The sequence below is a fragment of the Pseudarthrobacter sp. N5 genome, from assembly GCF_050157035.1.
Classification (GTDB): Bacteria; Actinomycetota; Actinomycetes; order Actinomycetales; family Micrococcaceae; genus Arthrobacter.
Window position 1 is genome coordinate 1,792,015 of the sequence record NZ_CP189593.1, and the last position, 16,741, is coordinate 1,808,755.

Consider the following 16,741-nt stretch of genomic DNA (forward strand, 5'->3'; position numbering starts at 1 on the left):
GTGTCGACTTGATGGGGGCGGTAGCGTATTCCATGGAGGGGAGCGGTGCCGGACTGGCTGCTGCCCTGAATGATTCCGGAACTCCTGAAGAGGTGAAGCCAACTTGGCTGCAAATGGCGGTACCAAGGCGATCGTTGCGGCTCTGGCGGCAAACCTGACTATTGCTGTACTGAAATTCGTTGCATTCGTCCTGACAATGTCCTCTTCGATGCTGGCTGAAGCGATCCACTCGTTGGCGGACTCCTGTAACCAGGTGCTCCTGCTTGTTGGCGGCAAGCGGGCGAAACGGGAAGCCAGTCCGGAACATCCGTTCGGCTATGGCCGCGAAAGGTACATCTACGCGTTTATCGTGTCGATCGTGCTGTTCAGTGTCGGCGGATTGTTCGCGCTGTTCGAAGCGTGGGAAAAGATCCAGCACCCGCATGCCATTGAAGGCGATTTCTGGTGGGTGCCCCTTGCCGTATTGCTCGGCGCTATCGTTGCGGAGTCATTCTCCTTCCGCACCGCGATCCGCGAATCCAATCAAATCCGGGGAAGGCAGAGCTGGGTGAGTTTCGTCCGGACCGCCAAGCAGCCCGAACTCCCCGTTATCCTGCTGGAAGACCTCGGCGCCCTTGTGGGCCTGGTGTTCGCGCTCTTCGGCGTGGGGCTGACGCTCATCACTGGTGACGGCATCTGGGATGCACTGGGTACCGGCATGATCGGCCTGCTGCTTGTGGCTATCGCTGTGGTGCTCGCGGTGGAGACGAAATCGCTGCTGCTGGGCGAATCAGCCACAAACGACGACTCCGCCAAGATCCAGGCAGCCATTGAAGCCGACGGCACCCGCATCATCCATCTGAAGACACTGCACCTGGGCCCTGAGGAGCTCCTGGTGGCCGCAAAGATCACGGTCGGTGCCGCGGATTCAGGGCGGGAGATCGCCACGGCAATCGACGACGCCGAGGCCCGCATCCGTGCAGTTGTTCCGATTGCCCGGGTCATCTACCTTGAGCCGGATGTTCAGCGTGAGGAGACCCGCGTTCCGTAATTATGTGGCCAGTGGCCTGCGGCGTTCCAGCAGGCCGCTGATCACGGCAACGCCCAGTCCCAACACGGCCAGTGCAGCTCCGACCAACGCAGGGGCGATATAGCCCCAACCCCAGGCAATGACCACACCACCGAGGAACGCACCGAGGGCATTGGCCACATTGAGGGCAGCATGATTCAGCGAAGATGCCAGCGACGGTGCATCCGGTGATGCATCCAGTAGCCGGGTCTGAAGTGCAGGGACCAGCATGGATCCGGCGGCACCCACCACAAAGACCATCACGAATGCCGACCAGGGCCAGTGCACGGCAACGGCATAAACCACCAGGGCAACCGCAATGCCGGGCAATACGCGGCAGATGGTCCCCATCACGGACTTGTCCGCAATCCGGCCTCCCACAATGTTGCCGACCACCATGCCGAGTCCGTAGAGCGCAACCACCAGCGGCAGCAGGGTCGACGGTATGCCGGCGACGGAGGTCATGGTGTGCGCAATGTAGGTGTACGTGGCAAAGAAACCACCGAAGCCCACGATGCCGATCAAGATGGCAAGCCACACCTGAATCCTCTTGAGGGCCCCGAGTTCGCGGCGGATGCTGGCGTCAGGGTGGGCTTTCTCGAACGGAACAAACTTCCAAAGCATCCCCAGCGTCAGCAGGCCGATCGCCCCGACCAGGAGGAACAGCAGCCGCCAGCCGTAGCTTTGCCCCACCCACGTGGCGACCGGGACACCTACTACGTTTGAGACCGTCAGCCCGGCCATGACCATCGAAATGGCCCAGCCGCGCCTCGTCGGGGCAACGAGTGATGCTGCGATGACGGCAGCCACACCGAAGAATGCCCCATGCGGCAGCCCCGAGGCAAACCTGGAAACCAGCATGCTTCCGTAATCGGGAGCGATGAATGATGTCAGGTTGGCCAGGCTGAAAAAGAGCATCAGGCCCAGTGCCAGATGCTTCCGGGGAAGCTTTGCCCCCACCGCAGCCAGCAACGGGGCACCGACCACCACACCCAATGCGTAGGCGGAGATGAGATTCCCGGCCTCGGGAGTACTGATGTTGAGGCCCTGCTCCATTTCCCTCAGGAGGCCCATCATGGTGAACTCCGTGACGCCGATGCCGAAGCCACCCATGGCCAGGGAAACGATGGCGAGGGCGGGATTTTTGCTGCCGGATTTTGGCGCGGACGTGGCCTGTGCGGTGATGGGCATGAGCCTGCTTTTCGGGAAGGAACTGGATATCCGGACGGCGCATGGGGAGATGGCACAGTCATGGAATATTAAATCTGATTTTTACAGCCGAGTTTTTACAACCGAGCTGAGGCTCAGGGTTTCCTGGCACCTTGGCCTTAACCCGCTTAGCCATTCTCCCCCATAGACTGGGGCCGTGACTGGACTGATCAACGTAGTGGGCGGCGCGGTATTGGATTCCCTGGCGGAACCCACCGTGCTCCTCGTAGCCCGACGCACCGCACCCCCGCAGTTTGCCGGCATGTGGGAATTCCCTGGAGGCAAGGTTGAAACCGGCGAGTCGGACGAGGACGCGTTGCACCGCGAGCTCCGCGAGGAGTTGGGCATAGGGATAACGCTGGGCGGCGAACTGCCTGCCGAAACCGGCTCCGGCTGGCCCCTGAATGAACGCGCGGCCATGCGCGTCTGGTTTGCTGAAATTGCCGACGGCGAGCCCCGGCCGCTGGAGGACCACGATGAATTGCGCTGGATCCGGCTCGGTGACCCAGACGAAGCTCTTGGTCTTCCCTGGATACCCGCCGATTTCCCGATTGTCCGGGCGCTGCTGGAAACTCTGGCCTCCCGCACGGGCGCCGCACAGTCCTGACCGGTGGGTCTCCCCGGCAGGCCGGTGTGCATCGGCCGCAGCTCGTGTTCCGGCGGCGTACGGTCAGAACAATGTCGGCTGCAGGACCGTACTCTCCGGGTGCTGACGGGTCCCGTCGCGGTGGGCTTCCGCTGGCAGGGGGAGACTGCCGGCCGGATATTGTGCCTCGTCGTTCCGGGGATCGTCATTGACGTCCCGGTGGCTGAAGCCTTGAGATCCGGAGAAGCCGTGCTTTGACTTGAAGAAGCGGACCCTGCCTGCCAGCCACTCGCGGTATTCCTTGGAAGCGTAGGATCCAGTGCCGTACAGCCGCCGGTACCGGCCGGCCAGTTCAGGGCGGTTGCCCGCAATCCACTGCATGAACCACTCACGGGTACCCGGTTTGAGGTACAGGGCTCCCGCAGTGACGCCGGTGGCGCCGGCGGCGGCCAGAGAACCGAACAGGGCATCCAAAGCTTCATCACTGTCCGACAGCCACGGCAGGATGGGCATTGCCATAACACCACAGGGCAGCCCGGCCTCACGCAGGCGCGAGATCAGTTTCAGCCGGGCACGGGGACCAGGCGTGCCAGGCTCAATGGTTTCGGAGAGCTGCTCATCCGTCATGGCCAGTGAGATCCCCACACCTACTGGAACCTGGGCCGCTGCGTGCTTCAGCAGCGGAATGTCCCGTGACAGGAGAGTGCCCTTGGTCAGGATGGACAGGGGAGTGCCGGAGTCGGCCAGGGCTCCGATGATTCCTGGCATCAGCCGGTAACGGCCCTCGGCCCGCTGGTACGGATCAGTGTTGGTGCCCAGTGCTACGTGATGGTGTCCCCACGACGGCCGTGCGAGCTCCTTCCGGAGGACTTCTGCGGCATTGATTTTCACCACTACCTGGCTGTCGAAGTCCAGTCCAGGGTCGAACTCCAGATAGGTGTGGCTTTTGCGGGCAAAGCAGTAGACACAAGCGTGGCTGCAGCCACGGTAGGGATTGACCGTCCATTCAAAGGGCATACTTGAACCGGCAACCACCTTGTTGAGCACCGATTTGGCGGCGACCTCATGGAAGGTGATTCCGGAGAACTCGGGGGTCGAAACGGAACGCACAAGCCCGGCCAACGGAAGCAGTGCAGCCGTGGCTGGGGCGGCCACCGCCGCGCTGCTTCCGCTGCTGTCTCCGGGAACCGGTCTGAGTGCTTGTGCGTCCCATCTCATGACTACTATTCGAAGGTATGTTCGAATTTAAGTCAAGGCCCCACGCTGGTCAGGCGCTGTCCGCAGCGCCGCCGTCGAGGGTACTTAGCTGGCGGTAGTGGAGGTACACCACACCGTTGCCGAAGCGGCGGTGGTCCAGCAACTCAAGCTCGAGCCGGACACCGCCGGGCAGATACGGCTTGCCTCCGCCCACCGCGAAGGGGGTAAGGAAGAGGCGGTACTCGTCCACAAGGTCTGCAGTAATGGCCTGCCCAGCGAGGGCAGGACCACTGATGGAAATGTCTCGCTCCGAGGAAGTCTTTAACTGCCTGATGGCGTCGGGGATGAACTCCTGTTCGATCCGTGTCCGGTCAGTTGACGGGGTCGTGAGGGTCCGGGAGAAGACGATCTTCTCCGCAGACCGCCAGATTTCCGCATAGTCGCGTATATACGCCGGCGCATCGGCAAAGCTGAGGTCGCTGTCCCAGGCTGACATGACCTGGTACATCCTTCGCCCGTACAGGTATGTGCCGGCTTGCCGTTCAAGATCGTTGACGAAGCTATGCACTTCCATATCAGGTGCACTCCAGGAGAAGTTGCCCTCCCGGTCGGCCACATAGCCGTCGAGTGACGTGATGCCTGTGTAAACGAGTTTGCCCATGCGACCATCAAACACCGCGGGGTGCGGCACGGCTAGGCTGTGCTCATGATTCTTCTCACCGGCTTCGAACCGTTCGGCGGCGGAACCACCAACCCCTCGTGGACCGCAGTCACGCAAGCCCGCACTCTGCTGGAGTCGGACGGGCTGGCCGTGGCGGCTGTCGAGCTGCCCTGCGTGTTCGGTGAATCCGCCAGCGTGTTGCGTGGCGCCCTGGACGAATTCCGCCCGGAGCTCGCGATCTGCGTCGGCCAGGCGGGCGGCAGGGAGCGGATATCGCTGGAGCGGGTGGCCATCAACTGCGATGACGCAAGGATTCCGGACAATGCAGGGAAGCAGCCCGTTGACGCGGAAGTTGTGGCTGGCGGGCCTGCTGCCTATTTCAGTTCGCTCCCGATCAAGGCGGCCCTGCACGCAATAAACGTCGCGGGAATACCCGCCGAGGTTTCGCAGACAGCGGGGACGTATGTATGCAACCACATTTTTTATACCCTGATGCATCAACTGCACAGCCGCCCCGGAGCACGGGGCGGATTCATTCACGTTCCCTTCGAGCCCTCCCAGTTGCCGCAGGGGAGAAGTACCCCCGCCATGCGCGTGGAACTTATGGCCCAGGCGCTCGCCGTCGTCGTCCGTACTGCTTTGGTCACTACCGTGGATATCAGGATGGCGGCCGGAGCGACCCACTAGGACCGAAGGCGGCTACGCCGGCTGTCAGCCGCGAAGCTCCCAGACAACCGTGACGGCTGAACTGACACTGGATTCGCCAGCCTCCACATTGATGGCTTCTGCGGCCATGGCGCGCTGGATTTTTGCGAGCGGCACCGGAGCGGAAGCCGCCGAAACCTGGGTCACGGAGACCACACCACCCAGCTCGGCTGCCGCCAGCCCGGCAAATTGACGTGCCGAGGCGAGTGCGTCCTGCCAGGCGGCTTCCCTGGCCACTGCAAGCACCGCCGCGGGATCGGAAAAACCGAGCTCCAGCCCGTTGAGCCGGACATCGTTGCCACCGGCGTCAACGGCTGCCGCAAGGGTCTCCGACGAGCGGGCAACATTCCGGACCCGCACACTGAGGACGCTGGACGCCACGTATCCTGTCACTTTCTGGCCCTCGCCCTCATGCCAGACGAGGTCCGCGCGGACGTTGAGTCCAGTGGTGTTGATGTCCGGGTCCCCGACACCGAACCGCCGGAGGGCAGCCGCAACCGCGGCAGAAACCTTGCCTGCTTCTGAATACGCCGTGCCAACGGTGTCCCGTCGGCATTCCACCCCGATGGACAGCGTCAGGAGGTCCGGGACGGCCTCAGCACTGCCCGACCCGGTTACAGTCACGGTCCTTGAAATTTCGGACCTTGAAGTCTCGGTCATGGCTAGGCCTCTCTTCCGCCGGCCCCGTCCGGAGCGGGCTTTCGCAGGGTGACGTCGATGTATCCGCCGGCTTCAAGGCCGGCGTGGCGCTCAAAGAAATTCCCGGACGCCGGATTGCCGGTCCGCAGTTTCGACCAGGCCGCGGCGATGAAATACAACACCGGAAACGGCACGCCCAGGCACCATGCGTAGTGGGAACTGTGCTTCTCTTCATGGCCAAGCAGAACCGGATTGCCCAGCGCGTGCTCGGGTCGTGCCCGGAAGATCACCACGTTGCCCACGGTGAACGCCCCCGCGTTCGGAAGGCGCCACCGGTAACCGCTGGCAATCACCAGACCGCGGGGACCTCGGGTGATGGTGGTCCGGGACGCTTTGGCCAGCAGCCAGCCGAGCAGGGTGGAGGCATTGACAAGATTGGCAATCTGCCTCAGCCGCTGTCCGGATGTCATGAGGCCATCGTAGCCGCAGGAGTGCCGCACCGTACGGCGCGTTGGGGGTGCCCTGCCCATTCAATTAGACTGGAGAACACTGCCTGTTGGTCACCTTCCGGCAAGCCTGCCCTCGTCATTGAATGACCTCATAAGATGACGTGCCAGTGATGGACGCGCCGCCGGGAAACCACCCGGTAGCACCGCTCGCTGGCGCCACCCGACTCGTAGCTAAGAACAGTAGATGACTGAAACTTTGCCGGGCGCTGCCGTCCCGAACCCTCTGGATGAAGCCGCCATCACGGCCACTGCAGACCACGCCATCGCCGCCATCGCCGGTGCAGCCTCCCTGGATGAGCTCAAGGCCGTGCGGCTCGCGCACACCGGTGAGAAATCGCCCCTGAGCCTGGCCAACCGCGAAATCGGAAGCCTGTCCAAGGATCAGAAGGCGGTGGCCGGCAAGCTGATGGGTTCCTCCCGGGGACGCGTCAACCAGGCGCTCGCGGCCCGCACGGTGGTGCTTGAGGCCGAAAACGATGCCCGGATCCTCGTGGAGGAAACCGTTGACGTCACCGCCGCGCCCCGGCGGCGCCGCGCAGGTGCGCGCCACCCGCTGTCCACGCTGCAGGACCGCGTATCGGACATCTTTGTTGGCATGGGCTGGGAAATCGCGGAAGGCCCTGAAGTCGAATCCGAGTGGTTCAACTTCGACGCCCTGAACTTCAAACCGGACCACCCCGCCCGCGAAATGCAGGACACCTTCTTCGTGGAGCCGCCAGAAGCGCACTTGCTGATGCGCACGCACACCTCTCCGGTACAGGTCCGCTCCATGCTGGAACGCGAGCTGCCCATCTACGTTCTGTGCCCCGGCAAGGTGTTCCGCACCGACGAACTGGATGCCACGCATACGCCCGTGTTCCACCAGTTCGAGGGCCTGGCCATCGACAAGAGCCTGAGCATGGCGGACCTGCGCGGCACGCTGGAGCACTTCGCCCGGCAGATGTTCGGTGACGAAGCCCTGATCCGGCTGCGCCCGAACTACTTCCCGTTCACCGAGCCGTCCGCCGAGCTGGACATCTGGCACCCGGGAGCCAAGGGCGGGCCACGCTGGATCGAGTGGGGCGGCTGCGGCATGGTCAACCCCAATGTCCTGCGCGCCGCGGGCATCGATCCGGACATCTATTCAGGTTTTGCCTTCGGCATGGGCATTGAGCGCACCCTTATGTTCCGCAACGAGGTGGGCGACATGCGCGACATGATCGAAGGCGATGTACGTTTCAGCGAGCACTTCGGGATGGAGATCTAACAGTGCGTATCCCACTTTCCTGGCTGCGTGAATTCGCGCAGGTACCGGCCGGATCAACGGCCGAAGACGTGATGGCCGAACTGGTCAAGGTCGGTTTTGAAGAAGAAGAAGTGCACCGTCCCACGGATGCACTCAGGGGCCCTGTCGTGGTGGGCCAGGTTCTGAGCCTGGTCAAGGAACCGCAGACCAACGGCAAGACCATCAACTGGTGCCAGGTCCGGATTGTCCCCGAGGGCACGGAGCAGACCCTCACCGGCGAAGGTGTTGATCCTTCCGGTGTGCAGGGCATCATCTGCGGCGCGCACAACTTCGTGGAAGGCGACAAGGTGGTGGTCACCCTTCCCGGGGCCGTGCTGCCCGGCGACTTCCACATTTCCGCACGGAAGACCTACGGACACCTGTCCGCGGGCATGATTGCCTCTGTCCGGGAACTCGGGATCGGCGAGGACCACGACGGCATCCTGGTGCTTTCGCGGATCGGGCTGGATCCGGAGATAGGCTCCGACGCCCTGGAGCTGCTTGGTCTCTATGATCAAGCCGCCGAAATCAACGTCACTCCGGACCGCGGCTATGCGTTCTCGATCCGCGGGGCGGCCCGTGAATACGCCCACGCCACGGGCACTTCCTTCACTGACCCCGCCTCGAGGGTCAACCCGCCCGAGTCGCTGTCAGGCGGGTACGGTGTCAAACTCAACGACGACGCCCCCATCTACGGCAAGCCCGGCAGCGACCGCTTCGTGGCACGGACCGTGCGCGGCGTGGACGCCACCAGGCCGACGCCGCCATGGATGTCCTCCCGGCTGCGGCTGGCCGGAATCCGCTCCATCTCGCTGCCGGTGGACATCTCAAACTACGTGATGGTGGAGCTCGGGCAGCCGAACCACTGCTACGACCTGGACAGGCTCTCGGGCGACATCGTGGTCCGCCGTGCCAAGGCCGGGGAGAAGATCACCACCCTGGACGGCAAGGAACGGCCGCTCGATGTCGAGGACCTGCTCATCACCGACGACTCCGGCGCAATCGGCATCGCCGGCGTTATGGGCGGGGCCCACACTGAGGTCTCGGACTCAACCACAAACATCCTCGTCGAGGCCGCGCACTTCGATGAAGTTTCCATCGCCCGGTCACGACGGCGGCACAAGCTCCCGTCGGAAGCCTCCAAGCGCTTCGAACGCGGCGTCGACTGGCACATCGCGCACGTCGCCGCGCAGCGTGTCGTTGACCTCCTGGCCGAACTCGCCGGGGGCACCGCTGATGAATCAGGTACCGACGTCGGGACTGCGCCTGATCCCGTGACCATCGCCTTGCCGGCGGGCTTTGCCGCCGAACGGATCGGCATTGATTTCACCGAGGGACAGATCGTCACGTCCCTCGAGGACCTCGGCGCTGTTGTTGAAAAGATTGAGGAATCCGGTTCCGGTATCTCCTACACCGTCACTGCACCGAGCTGGCGCAGCGACCTTGAAACCAAGGAAGACCTGTCCGAGGAAATCGCGCGGCTGGTGGGCTACGACAACATCCCGGCAACTTTGCCCGTGGCACCTCCCGGGCGGGGGCTGAGCCGGACGCAGCAGCAGCGCCGGCGCCTGGTGCAGGCATTGGCGGACGCGGGACTGACCGAAGTCCTGGCCTATCCGTTTGTGTCCAGGGCCGCCAACGACACGTTCGGTGTCGCGGAGTCAGGTGCCCCGCGCCCGGCCGTCAAGCTCGCCAACCCCATCAGCGAAGAGCAGGGCTTCCTGCGCACCTCAGTGCTTCCGGGCCTGATCGAGGTGGCCAAACGCAACCACTCGCGCGGTTTCCGCGATCTGGCACTCTTCGAAGCCGGACTGGTCTTCCTGCCCGGTGACGTTGTGGGAACGGCGTCCATTCCCCCGCTGGGCGTCAAGCCCTCCGATGAAGTGCTTGACGGACTGTACGACGGCGTTCCCCACCAGCCGCTGCACATCGCCGCTGTGCTGACCGGCCATGACTCGCCCGCGGCGGCTTCCCACACGCCCCGCGCGTGGGACTGGGCAGACGCACTGGACATCGCCCGGCTTGCCGGGGATGTCCTAGGCGTAGAAATCGTGGTCAGCCAGGGCAGCCACCAGGCGTTCCACCCTGGCCGTGCGGCCCGGCTCTCATTGCGTTCGGGTGATGTGGTGGGCTTTGCTGGCGAGCTGCATCCCAAGCTGCTGGCGGCGCATGACATGCCGCCGCGGTCCATTGCCCTCGAGTTCAATGCGGATGCTCTGTTTGAGGCGGCTGCTGACGTGATCGTCGCCCAGCCCATCTCGGGATTCCCCGTGGCAACCCAGGACGTCGCCCTTGTGGTGCCCCAGGATATTCCGGCAGATGACGTACTGGCAGCACTTCGCGATGGGGCCGGGGAACTGTTGGAAGATGTAGCCCTCTTTGATGTCTACGCAGGCAAGGGGATCGAGGAAGGTAAGAAATCCTTGGCTTTTGGCCTGCGCTTCCGTGCCCAGGACCGCACGCTGACCGCCGACGAAGCTTCTTCTGCACGTGAAAACGCGGTGGCGGTTGCCTTTGAACGGTTCGGAGCAGTCCAGCGCTGAGACATGGCCGGACCCGAAACTAATCCCCGTGGCCAACAGGCCGCGGGGATTTTTTTGCTGCGCGTCAAGCCGGACTGCACCGTGGGAAAAACCACCGGCTGGTTCGGTTACCAGTCCTCGACCGCCAAGTACTCCATTGATACCGCCGGCGGTCAGAGCGGCGCCCCGGTCTATGACGGCAGTCGGAATATCCGTGCCATCCACACCAACGGAGCGTCCATCAACGCCGGCACGAAGTTCACTCCCACCGGTCTAACTTCATCACCGGCGTGAAGCAGGACCGGCCGCATCGTGTAATTTTGAAGCGGCGGGGAAAGGAGGCGCGGGAGACATGTCAGCAGATGTGGTGTTCCGCGCCTTCCATTACGCCCCGGCAGATCCGGGTTCCCTCGACAGGGCAGAGCTCGAGCGGGCTGCGGCCATGCTGCCGGACGTGCGCAACCGCTTCCTCTCGGGCAGGGCAGCCCAGCGCCGGTGGGTGGCTGAGCTCCTCGGCGTCCCGGCGTCGGAACTCACCGTCCACTACAGGTGTCCGCGCTGCGGAAGCGGGCCGGATGTCCCGCACGGCCGGCCCGGATACTCGTTGGACGGTACCGTTGTGCCGCTGCTGCTGAGCTTATCCAGGGCTGCCGGTTGGACGCTGATGGCTGCCGTTGTGAAGCCCGCCCCCGGGGTCAGGCTTGGTGTGGACGTTGAAGACCCCAGACGGATGGATTTTCCCGGGTTCGATGCCATCGCACTGACGGAATCAGAACGCAGCAGCCTCGCTTCCCTTGCCGGTGGAGAACTGCTGGTTGAGCGAACCAGGCTGTGGGCCCGGAAGGAAGCCTGGCTGAAAATGACAGGGGAGGGGCTGCTCGTTTCGCCGGCCACGGTGGATGTCCGCGTCCGTCCGCAGATCCAAGACCTGCAGCCGGCTGCCACCGGGCTTCCGGGCGGCCTGGTGGCCGCAGTCGCCCTCAGCTGACGGGCAGTTCCGGAAGGGCTTCTTCAAACAGCCACGAGTGGAGCAATAGTTCGGAATCCAGGCCTGTAGCTCGATCCACGGCCAGGATGAACGCCGCAGTGGAGACGGATCCATGCCGGTTGTCACGGGTCCATTCCTGGATGAGCGCAAAGAACGCGATATCCCCGCACCGCAGGCGCAGTGCATGGAGTGCCAGCGCGCCACGCTTGTAGACACGGTCATCAAACATCAACTCCGGACCGGGATCACCCACCAGAAGGTCCTTGGCGCTGGTGTTCAGCTTCCGCCAGGCCGCCCGGGCCCTGTCTGCCACGCTCATCACCCCCGATTCCTCCGACCAGATCCATTCCGCATAGCAGGCGAAACCTTCGTGCAGCCAGATATCGCTCCACGAACTGACGGTCAGGGAATTTCCGAACCACTGATGTGACAGTTCGTGGGCCATCAGGCGCTGGCTCTCCCACTCCGGTTCCAGATGGTTGCGGCCCAGGATGGACAGGGTTTGGGCTTCCAGCGGGATTTCCAGCTCGTCTTCAGTGACCACCACGGTGTATTCCTGGAAGGGATAGGGGCCGAAGCAATTGATGAACGTCCGCATCATGTCCGGCTGCTTTGCCAGCCCGCTGCGGGCCGTGGCAGCAAGCGCCGCCGGAACGGCGACGAATTGGGGGACGCCCCCGGCCCCGTGGGCATCGTGCAGTTGCAGCAGTTCGTAGCGGCCGATCTGGACCGTCGCCAGGTAGGTGGCCATCGGCTCAGTCTGCTCATAGGCCCAGGTTTCCCGGCTTGACTTTCGGCTGTGTGCCACCAGCAGACCGTTGCAGACGGCACGGTAATTGTCATCCGTGGTCACCGAGATCCTGAAGCTGGCTTTGTGGCCAGGATGATCGTTGCAGGGGAACCACGAGGCGGCGCCGTTGGGCTGCCCGGCCACCAGCACACCGTCCGTAAGTTCCTCCCAGCCCACCTCGCCCCAGAGGCCCCTGCGGGGTGCAGGATTCCCCTCATACCGTATGTCCAGCGCGAAAGGGTGTCCGGCCACGAGAGGCTGGTCCGGAACTATGACCAGCTGGCCAGCCCGCTGGCTGAACCGGCGGACCTTCCGGCCGTTCAGCTGAACCTTGACCGCCCGCAATCCCACCAGCTCCAGCACAACGGCTGATACGGCCCGAAGGGCAACGGCATCCAGTACAGCGCGGCCCATGAGCCTGTTGCTGGCGAGTTTGTAGTCGAGGTCCAGTTCATAGCGGGACACCTTGAAGGCATCGGTTCCATGTCCTGGCATATAGGGGTCCGCCGATTCGGCCGATGCGGCACGGGGCGTCAATTTGCCAGAATCTGGTGTTTCCGTAGAACTCATGGAGCGGGACCTCAATTATTGCGAACTTGGGAACGTGGGTATTATTTGAGCCGTGCAGCCGGAACTGCCGGTCCGGTCCACGGGCTGACCGGATTTCCCATCCAGTACGTTGCGGCGGGAACTGTTTCTCCGCGCATTACGAGCGACGCCGGTCCCACCGTACCGCCGTTGCCGATGGTGGCACGGGGAAGGATGACGCCGTGGGGCCCCATCGTGGCCCCGTCCTCGAGCGTAACAGTGTCTATGCTCATGATCCGGTCGTGGAAGAGGTGCGTCTGGATCACGCAGCCGCGGTTCACTGTTGAACTCCGGCCCAGGGTGACGAGATCTGCTTCCGGCAGCCAATAGCTCTCGCACCAGGTGCCGCGGCCGATTTTGGCGCCTAGCGCCCGGAGCCACCAGACCAGTGCAGGCGTTCCGGTGGCAGCACGTGCGAACCAGGGTGCGCTGACCATCTCAATAAAGGTGTCCACCACCTCGTTCCGCCAGATAAACGAACTCCACAGCGGATGCTCGCCGGCTTTAACCCGACCAACGAGCAGCCACTTGGCGACGACGGCACTACCGGCCGCCGCTACGCCGGCGAGCATTACCACAACGCCGCCCAGGACTGCTGCCGTGCCGTAGCTGGAGACTGTCGCCAACCAGTCGAACGCGAGCATTGCGCCGACGGCCAGCGACACGGTCAGGACCACGGGAACCAGACGGCACAGCTCCCACAGCGCCCTGGCAATCTTCAGTTTCCGCGGGGGCTGGAATGTTCGGGAATTGTCGGACGCAATGGCGGTGCGCCGGAGCCGCACCGGGGGGCTGCCGAGCCAGGAGGTACCGGCTTTCGCTTTCGACGGCGTGGCCGAAAGCACGGCCACCAGCGAGTTCTTGGGCACGCTCCGTCCAGCGGCGGTCATCCCCGAGTTGCCCAGGAAAGATCGTTTGCCGATCTTTGCGGGCGCAATCTTCATCCAACCGCCGCCGAGTTCATAGGCGGCCACCATGGTGTCATCGGCAAGAAACGCGCCTTCGCCCACAGTGGTCATCTTCGGAAGCAGAAGCACCGTGGAAGCCTCGACGTTTTTGCCTACCTTGGCGCCGAGGAGCCGGAGCCATACCGGAGTGAACAGGCTCGCGTAGATCGGGAAGAGCACATCACGGGCAAGATCAAGGACCCGTTCCGTGGCCCAGACCTGCCAGCCGATACGGCTGCGGACCCGGTAGTAGCCTTCTTTGAGGCCGACTCCCAGCAGCCGTGTGGTCACAAGGATCAGTAGCAGATTGCTGAGGAACCACGCCAGCGCGGCAAGAGGCAGCGACGCGATCAGCTGCGGCAGCGCCGCGGACAAGGACTCATGTCCCTGGATGTAGAGGTAGATCACCGCGGCGGCCACAGCGGCGGACGCATAGGGGATCATGGCGAGGACTGCCGAGGCAGCGGCGAAGGCCACAAACCACAGCCGGCCAACCATCGAGCTGGAGGCTGGCGTTTCCGGCCAATCGCGTTTTGCCTTGCCCCGGCGTTCCGCAGGGGAGCCGGCCACCATCTGGCCTGCCTTGACCTTGCCCAGCACGGCAGAACCCGGCTCAACCTGCGAGCCTGCGCCGATGCTGGCGCCGGGCATCAGCGTGCTCCTGGCACCCACAGTGGCACCGGCACCCACGTGTACGCTTCCGATGTGGAGGATGTCGCCGTCGATCCACCAGCCGGACAGATCCACCTCGGGCTCGATGTTGCTGCCGTTGCCCAGTGACAGCAGCCCTGTGACCGGCGGCAACGAATGCAGATGGACGCTGTTGCCGATCGTGGCGCCCAGGGCCCTGGCGTAATAGGGAACCCACGGAGCGCTGGCAAGGCTGATGGCACTGGATAGGTCCTGGATCTGTTCGGCCAGCCAAAGCCGCAGATGGACCTTGCCGGACCGGGGATATGTCCCAGTACCCACATTCCTTAGCAGCATGCGGGCTGCAGCGACGGAAATGGCCATCCTGCCCAGCGGGCTGACAAACACGAGCCACGAGAGGGCAACCCACCACCACGACACCGTGGGTGCGGCGCTGAATCCGGCAAACTGGGCCAGGATATTGTTGGCTGCCATCAGGTAAGTGAGCCAACGCATCCCCACCAGGATATGGAGCGGAATCCCCATCAGGGTCTGGAATATCTGGGATTTCAGGGCTGTGGGCCTGACGGTCCGTTCCGGCGCCGGGCCGACGGAAACCCCGTCCGGCAGAGACTGGCGGGCCGTCTCGATGAGGGCGCCGATACGGGGTGTGGCGTAGATGTCGGCGACAGTGACGGTGGGGTACCGGACCCGCAGAGCAGAGACGAGTTGGGCCGCGGCAAGTGAGCCCCCGCCGTGGGCAAAGAAATCGGCGTCCAGTGACGCCGCCTGGCTGCCCAGCACCGCGCCCCACTGCTCCACGACCCACGCTGCGTCTTCCGGCAAGTTCAGCGGTGCGGCATCGGCGTCGGCTGCGCCCGCACCGGCCAAGGGCCACGGCAGCGCATGACGGTCCACCTTCCCGCTGGTCTTGGTGGGCAATGAATCCACAACCGTCAGCAGCGGGATGAGGGCCGCCGGTAGGCTTTTCCCCAGCAATCCGCGCGCGGCGGCCAGATCGATTTCCGCGTCCCCGGCGGGAGCCAGGTAGCCGACCAGAATCTGGTTGCCGGCGGCTGTCGTCCGTACCGTTGCGGCCGCGCCCGCAACATCAGGCAAGGACTGCAGGGCCGAGTCGATTTCGCCGAGTTCAACCCTCCGTCCGCCGAGCTTTACCTGTTCATCGGCACGGCCCATAAAGATGAGTCCGGCTGCTTCATAGCGGACCAGATCGCCGGAGCGGTAGGCCCGGTCCCAGTCCAGGGATGGCATTGGGGCGTACTTTTCGGCGTCCTTGGCCGGGTCCAGGTAGCGGGCCAGTCCCACCCCGCCGATGATCAGTTCACCTATTTCACCCTCCGCCACAGGAGTACCTTCGGAGTTGACCACGGCGAGGTTCCAGCCATCGAGTGGCAGGCCTATGCGGACGGGCCCGGGACCGCCCAGCGGAGCAGCGCACGCCACCACGGTTGCTTCTGTCGGTCCGTAGGTGTTCCACACTTCACGGCCATCAACGGCCAGCCGCTGCGCCAGCTCGGGCGGGCAGGCCTCACCGCCGAAAATCAGCAGGCGGACGTTTTCCAGGGCCTCGGAAGGCCACAGTGCAGCGAGCGTAGGGACAGTGGACACGACGGTGATGCCATGGCTTATCAGCCAAGGACCGAGATCCATTCCAGTTCGCACGAGTGCACGGGGCGCGGGGACCAGGCAGGCACCATGCCTCCACGCAAGCCACATCTCTTCGCAGGAAGCATCAAAAGCCACGGATAGTCCGGCAAGGACACGGTCCTGCGGACCTATCGGCTCGTCCTGCAGGAACACCCTTGCCTCGGCGTCAACAAAGGCCGCCGCTGAGCGGTGCAGCACGGCCACGCCCTTGGGTGTTCCGGTGGATCCGGAGGTGAAGATCACCCAGGAGTCGTCGCCGGGCTCGGCAGTTCGGGCGGAGGGGAAGGGTGTGTGGCGTCTGCCGTCGGTGACAATTTCCCCGCCCGCGCGCAGGATGGCAGCCACCCGGGCTTCGCCAAACACCAGTTTTGCCCGTTCGTCGGGATCGTCGGCATCCACCGGTACGTAGGCAGCGCCGATCAGGAGAACAGCAAGGATCGAGATGTACAGCTGATTGGTGCCGGAAGGGATCCGCACCCCGATCTTGTCGCCCGCGCCAAGTCCGGCGGCGTGGAGTTCACGGGCCCTGGCCCGCACCGCTGACATCAGCTGAGCGTAGCTGAGGGACGTGCGGCCATCATCCAGGGCCGAGGCGTCAGGGAAGCTGTCCGCGGTGTCCAGGAGGATGTCCACCAGGGTACGCGTCGGCGGGGCCGCCCCAGCGCCGGCGAGCTGGGGAGCATATACCTCGGGTATCCCGGCGGGATTGCTGCTTTGCGGTAGTTGCTCAGTCACGGCTGAAGTCTCTCTGGGCAAGGTAAACGGAATGTGTCTTGATTCGCCGTGTGTT

General features: G+C 64.0%; 14 protein-coding genes. 7 read left to right on the forward strand and 7 right to left on the reverse strand.

The window, feature by feature from the left end; all coding sequences use genetic code 11:
- Window positions 1–103 precede the first annotated feature (103 nt).
- A complete protein-coding gene (locus tag ACQCST_RS08720; protein ID WP_426998868.1) occupies window positions 104–1,030 on the forward strand; it encodes a cation diffusion facilitator family transporter in 927 nt (308 codons plus the stop codon).
- On the opposite strand, the gene ACQCST_RS08725 is transcribed toward ACQCST_RS08720, so the two are convergent.
- On the reverse strand, window positions 1,031–2,239 hold the full coding sequence (locus ACQCST_RS08725; protein ID WP_426998869.1) for an MFS transporter: 1,209 nt from the start codon (window positions 2,237–2,239) through the stop codon (window positions 1,031–1,033).
- A 175-nt stretch (window positions 2,240–2,414) separates the two neighbouring features.
- On the opposite strand from ACQCST_RS08725, the gene ACQCST_RS08730 reads away from it, so the two are divergent.
- On the forward strand, window positions 2,415–2,864 hold the full coding sequence (locus ACQCST_RS08730; RefSeq protein WP_426998870.1) for a (deoxy)nucleoside triphosphate pyrophosphohydrolase: 450 nt from the start codon (window positions 2,415–2,417) through the stop codon (window positions 2,862–2,864).
- Between the two features lie 63 nt (window positions 2,865–2,927).
- Here ACQCST_RS08730 and ACQCST_RS08735 read toward each other — a convergent pair whose 3' ends face one another.
- Window positions 2,928–4,061 carry an Rv2578c family radical SAM protein gene (locus tag ACQCST_RS08735; protein WP_426998871.1) on the reverse strand — a complete coding sequence of 378 codons (1,134 nt, stop codon included), beginning with the start codon at window positions 4,059–4,061 and terminating at the stop codon, window positions 2,928–2,930.
- Between the two features lie 49 nt (window positions 4,062–4,110).
- Window positions 4,111–4,701 carry a dihydrofolate reductase family protein gene (locus ACQCST_RS08740; RefSeq protein WP_426998872.1) on the reverse strand — a complete coding sequence of 197 codons (591 nt, stop codon included), beginning with the start codon at window positions 4,699–4,701 and terminating at the stop codon, window positions 4,111–4,113.
- Window positions 4,702–4,746: 45 nt separating this feature from the next.
- On the opposite strand from ACQCST_RS08740, the gene pcp reads away from it, so the two are divergent.
- The gene (pcp, locus tag ACQCST_RS08745; RefSeq protein WP_426998873.1) at window positions 4,747–5,388 is read left to right on the forward strand and encodes a pyroglutamyl-peptidase I; all 642 of its coding nucleotides are present in this window, start codon (window positions 4,747–4,749) and stop codon (window positions 5,386–5,388) included.
- Between the two features lie 24 nt (window positions 5,389–5,412).
- Here the strand turns inward: pcp and ACQCST_RS08750 are convergent, their stop codons facing one another.
- Together ACQCST_RS08750 and ACQCST_RS08755 are read right to left on the reverse strand one after the other, a co-directional pair.
- Complete coding sequence (locus ACQCST_RS08750; RefSeq protein WP_426998874.1) at window positions 5,413–6,066, reverse strand: SIMPL domain-containing protein; 654 nt, start codon at window positions 6,064–6,066, stop codon at window positions 5,413–5,415.
- Window positions 6,067–6,068: 2 nt separating this feature from the next.
- Window positions 6,069–6,515: a hypothetical protein gene (locus tag ACQCST_RS08755; RefSeq protein WP_426998875.1), complete on the reverse strand. Its 447-nt coding sequence runs from the start codon at window positions 6,513–6,515 to the stop codon at window positions 6,069–6,071.
- 223 nt (window positions 6,516–6,738) lie between these two features.
- On the opposite strand from ACQCST_RS08755, the gene pheS reads away from it, so the two are divergent.
- The 4 genes from pheS to ACQCST_RS08775 are packed head-to-tail and all read left to right on the forward strand — an operon-like array spanning window position 6,739 to window position 11,328.
- Window positions 6,739–7,800 (forward strand): phenylalanine--tRNA ligase subunit alpha, encoded by a 1,062-nt coding sequence (pheS, locus tag ACQCST_RS08760; protein ID WP_426998876.1) that lies wholly within the window; start codon window positions 6,739–6,741, stop codon window positions 7,798–7,800.
- Between the two features lie 2 nt (window positions 7,801–7,802).
- Complete coding sequence (gene pheT, locus ACQCST_RS08765) at window positions 7,803–10,361, forward strand: phenylalanine--tRNA ligase subunit beta (protein WP_426998877.1); 2,559 nt, start codon at window positions 7,803–7,805, stop codon at window positions 10,359–10,361.
- Window positions 10,362–10,364: 3 nt separating this feature from the next.
- Entirely contained in the window at window positions 10,365–10,634 is a 270-nt protein-coding gene (locus tag ACQCST_RS08770; RefSeq protein WP_426998878.1) for a hypothetical protein, read from the forward strand.
- A 58-nt stretch (window positions 10,635–10,692) separates the two neighbouring features.
- The gene (locus ACQCST_RS08775; protein ID WP_426998879.1) at window positions 10,693–11,328 is read left to right on the forward strand and encodes a 4'-phosphopantetheinyl transferase family protein; all 636 of its coding nucleotides are present in this window, start codon (window positions 10,693–10,695) and stop codon (window positions 11,326–11,328) included.
- On the opposite strand, the gene ACQCST_RS08780 is transcribed toward ACQCST_RS08775, so the two are convergent.
- A complete protein-coding gene (locus tag ACQCST_RS08780) occupies window positions 11,321–12,688 on the reverse strand; it encodes a M1 family metallopeptidase (RefSeq protein WP_426998880.1) in 1,368 nt (455 codons plus the stop codon). The genes ACQCST_RS08775 and ACQCST_RS08780 overlap by 8 nt on opposite strands.
- Before the next feature lie 41 nt (window positions 12,689–12,729).
- A complete protein-coding gene (locus tag ACQCST_RS08785; protein WP_426998881.1) occupies window positions 12,730–16,686 on the reverse strand; it encodes a Pls/PosA family non-ribosomal peptide synthetase in 3,957 nt (1,318 codons plus the stop codon).
- Between the last annotated feature and the right edge of the window lie 55 nt (window positions 16,687–16,741).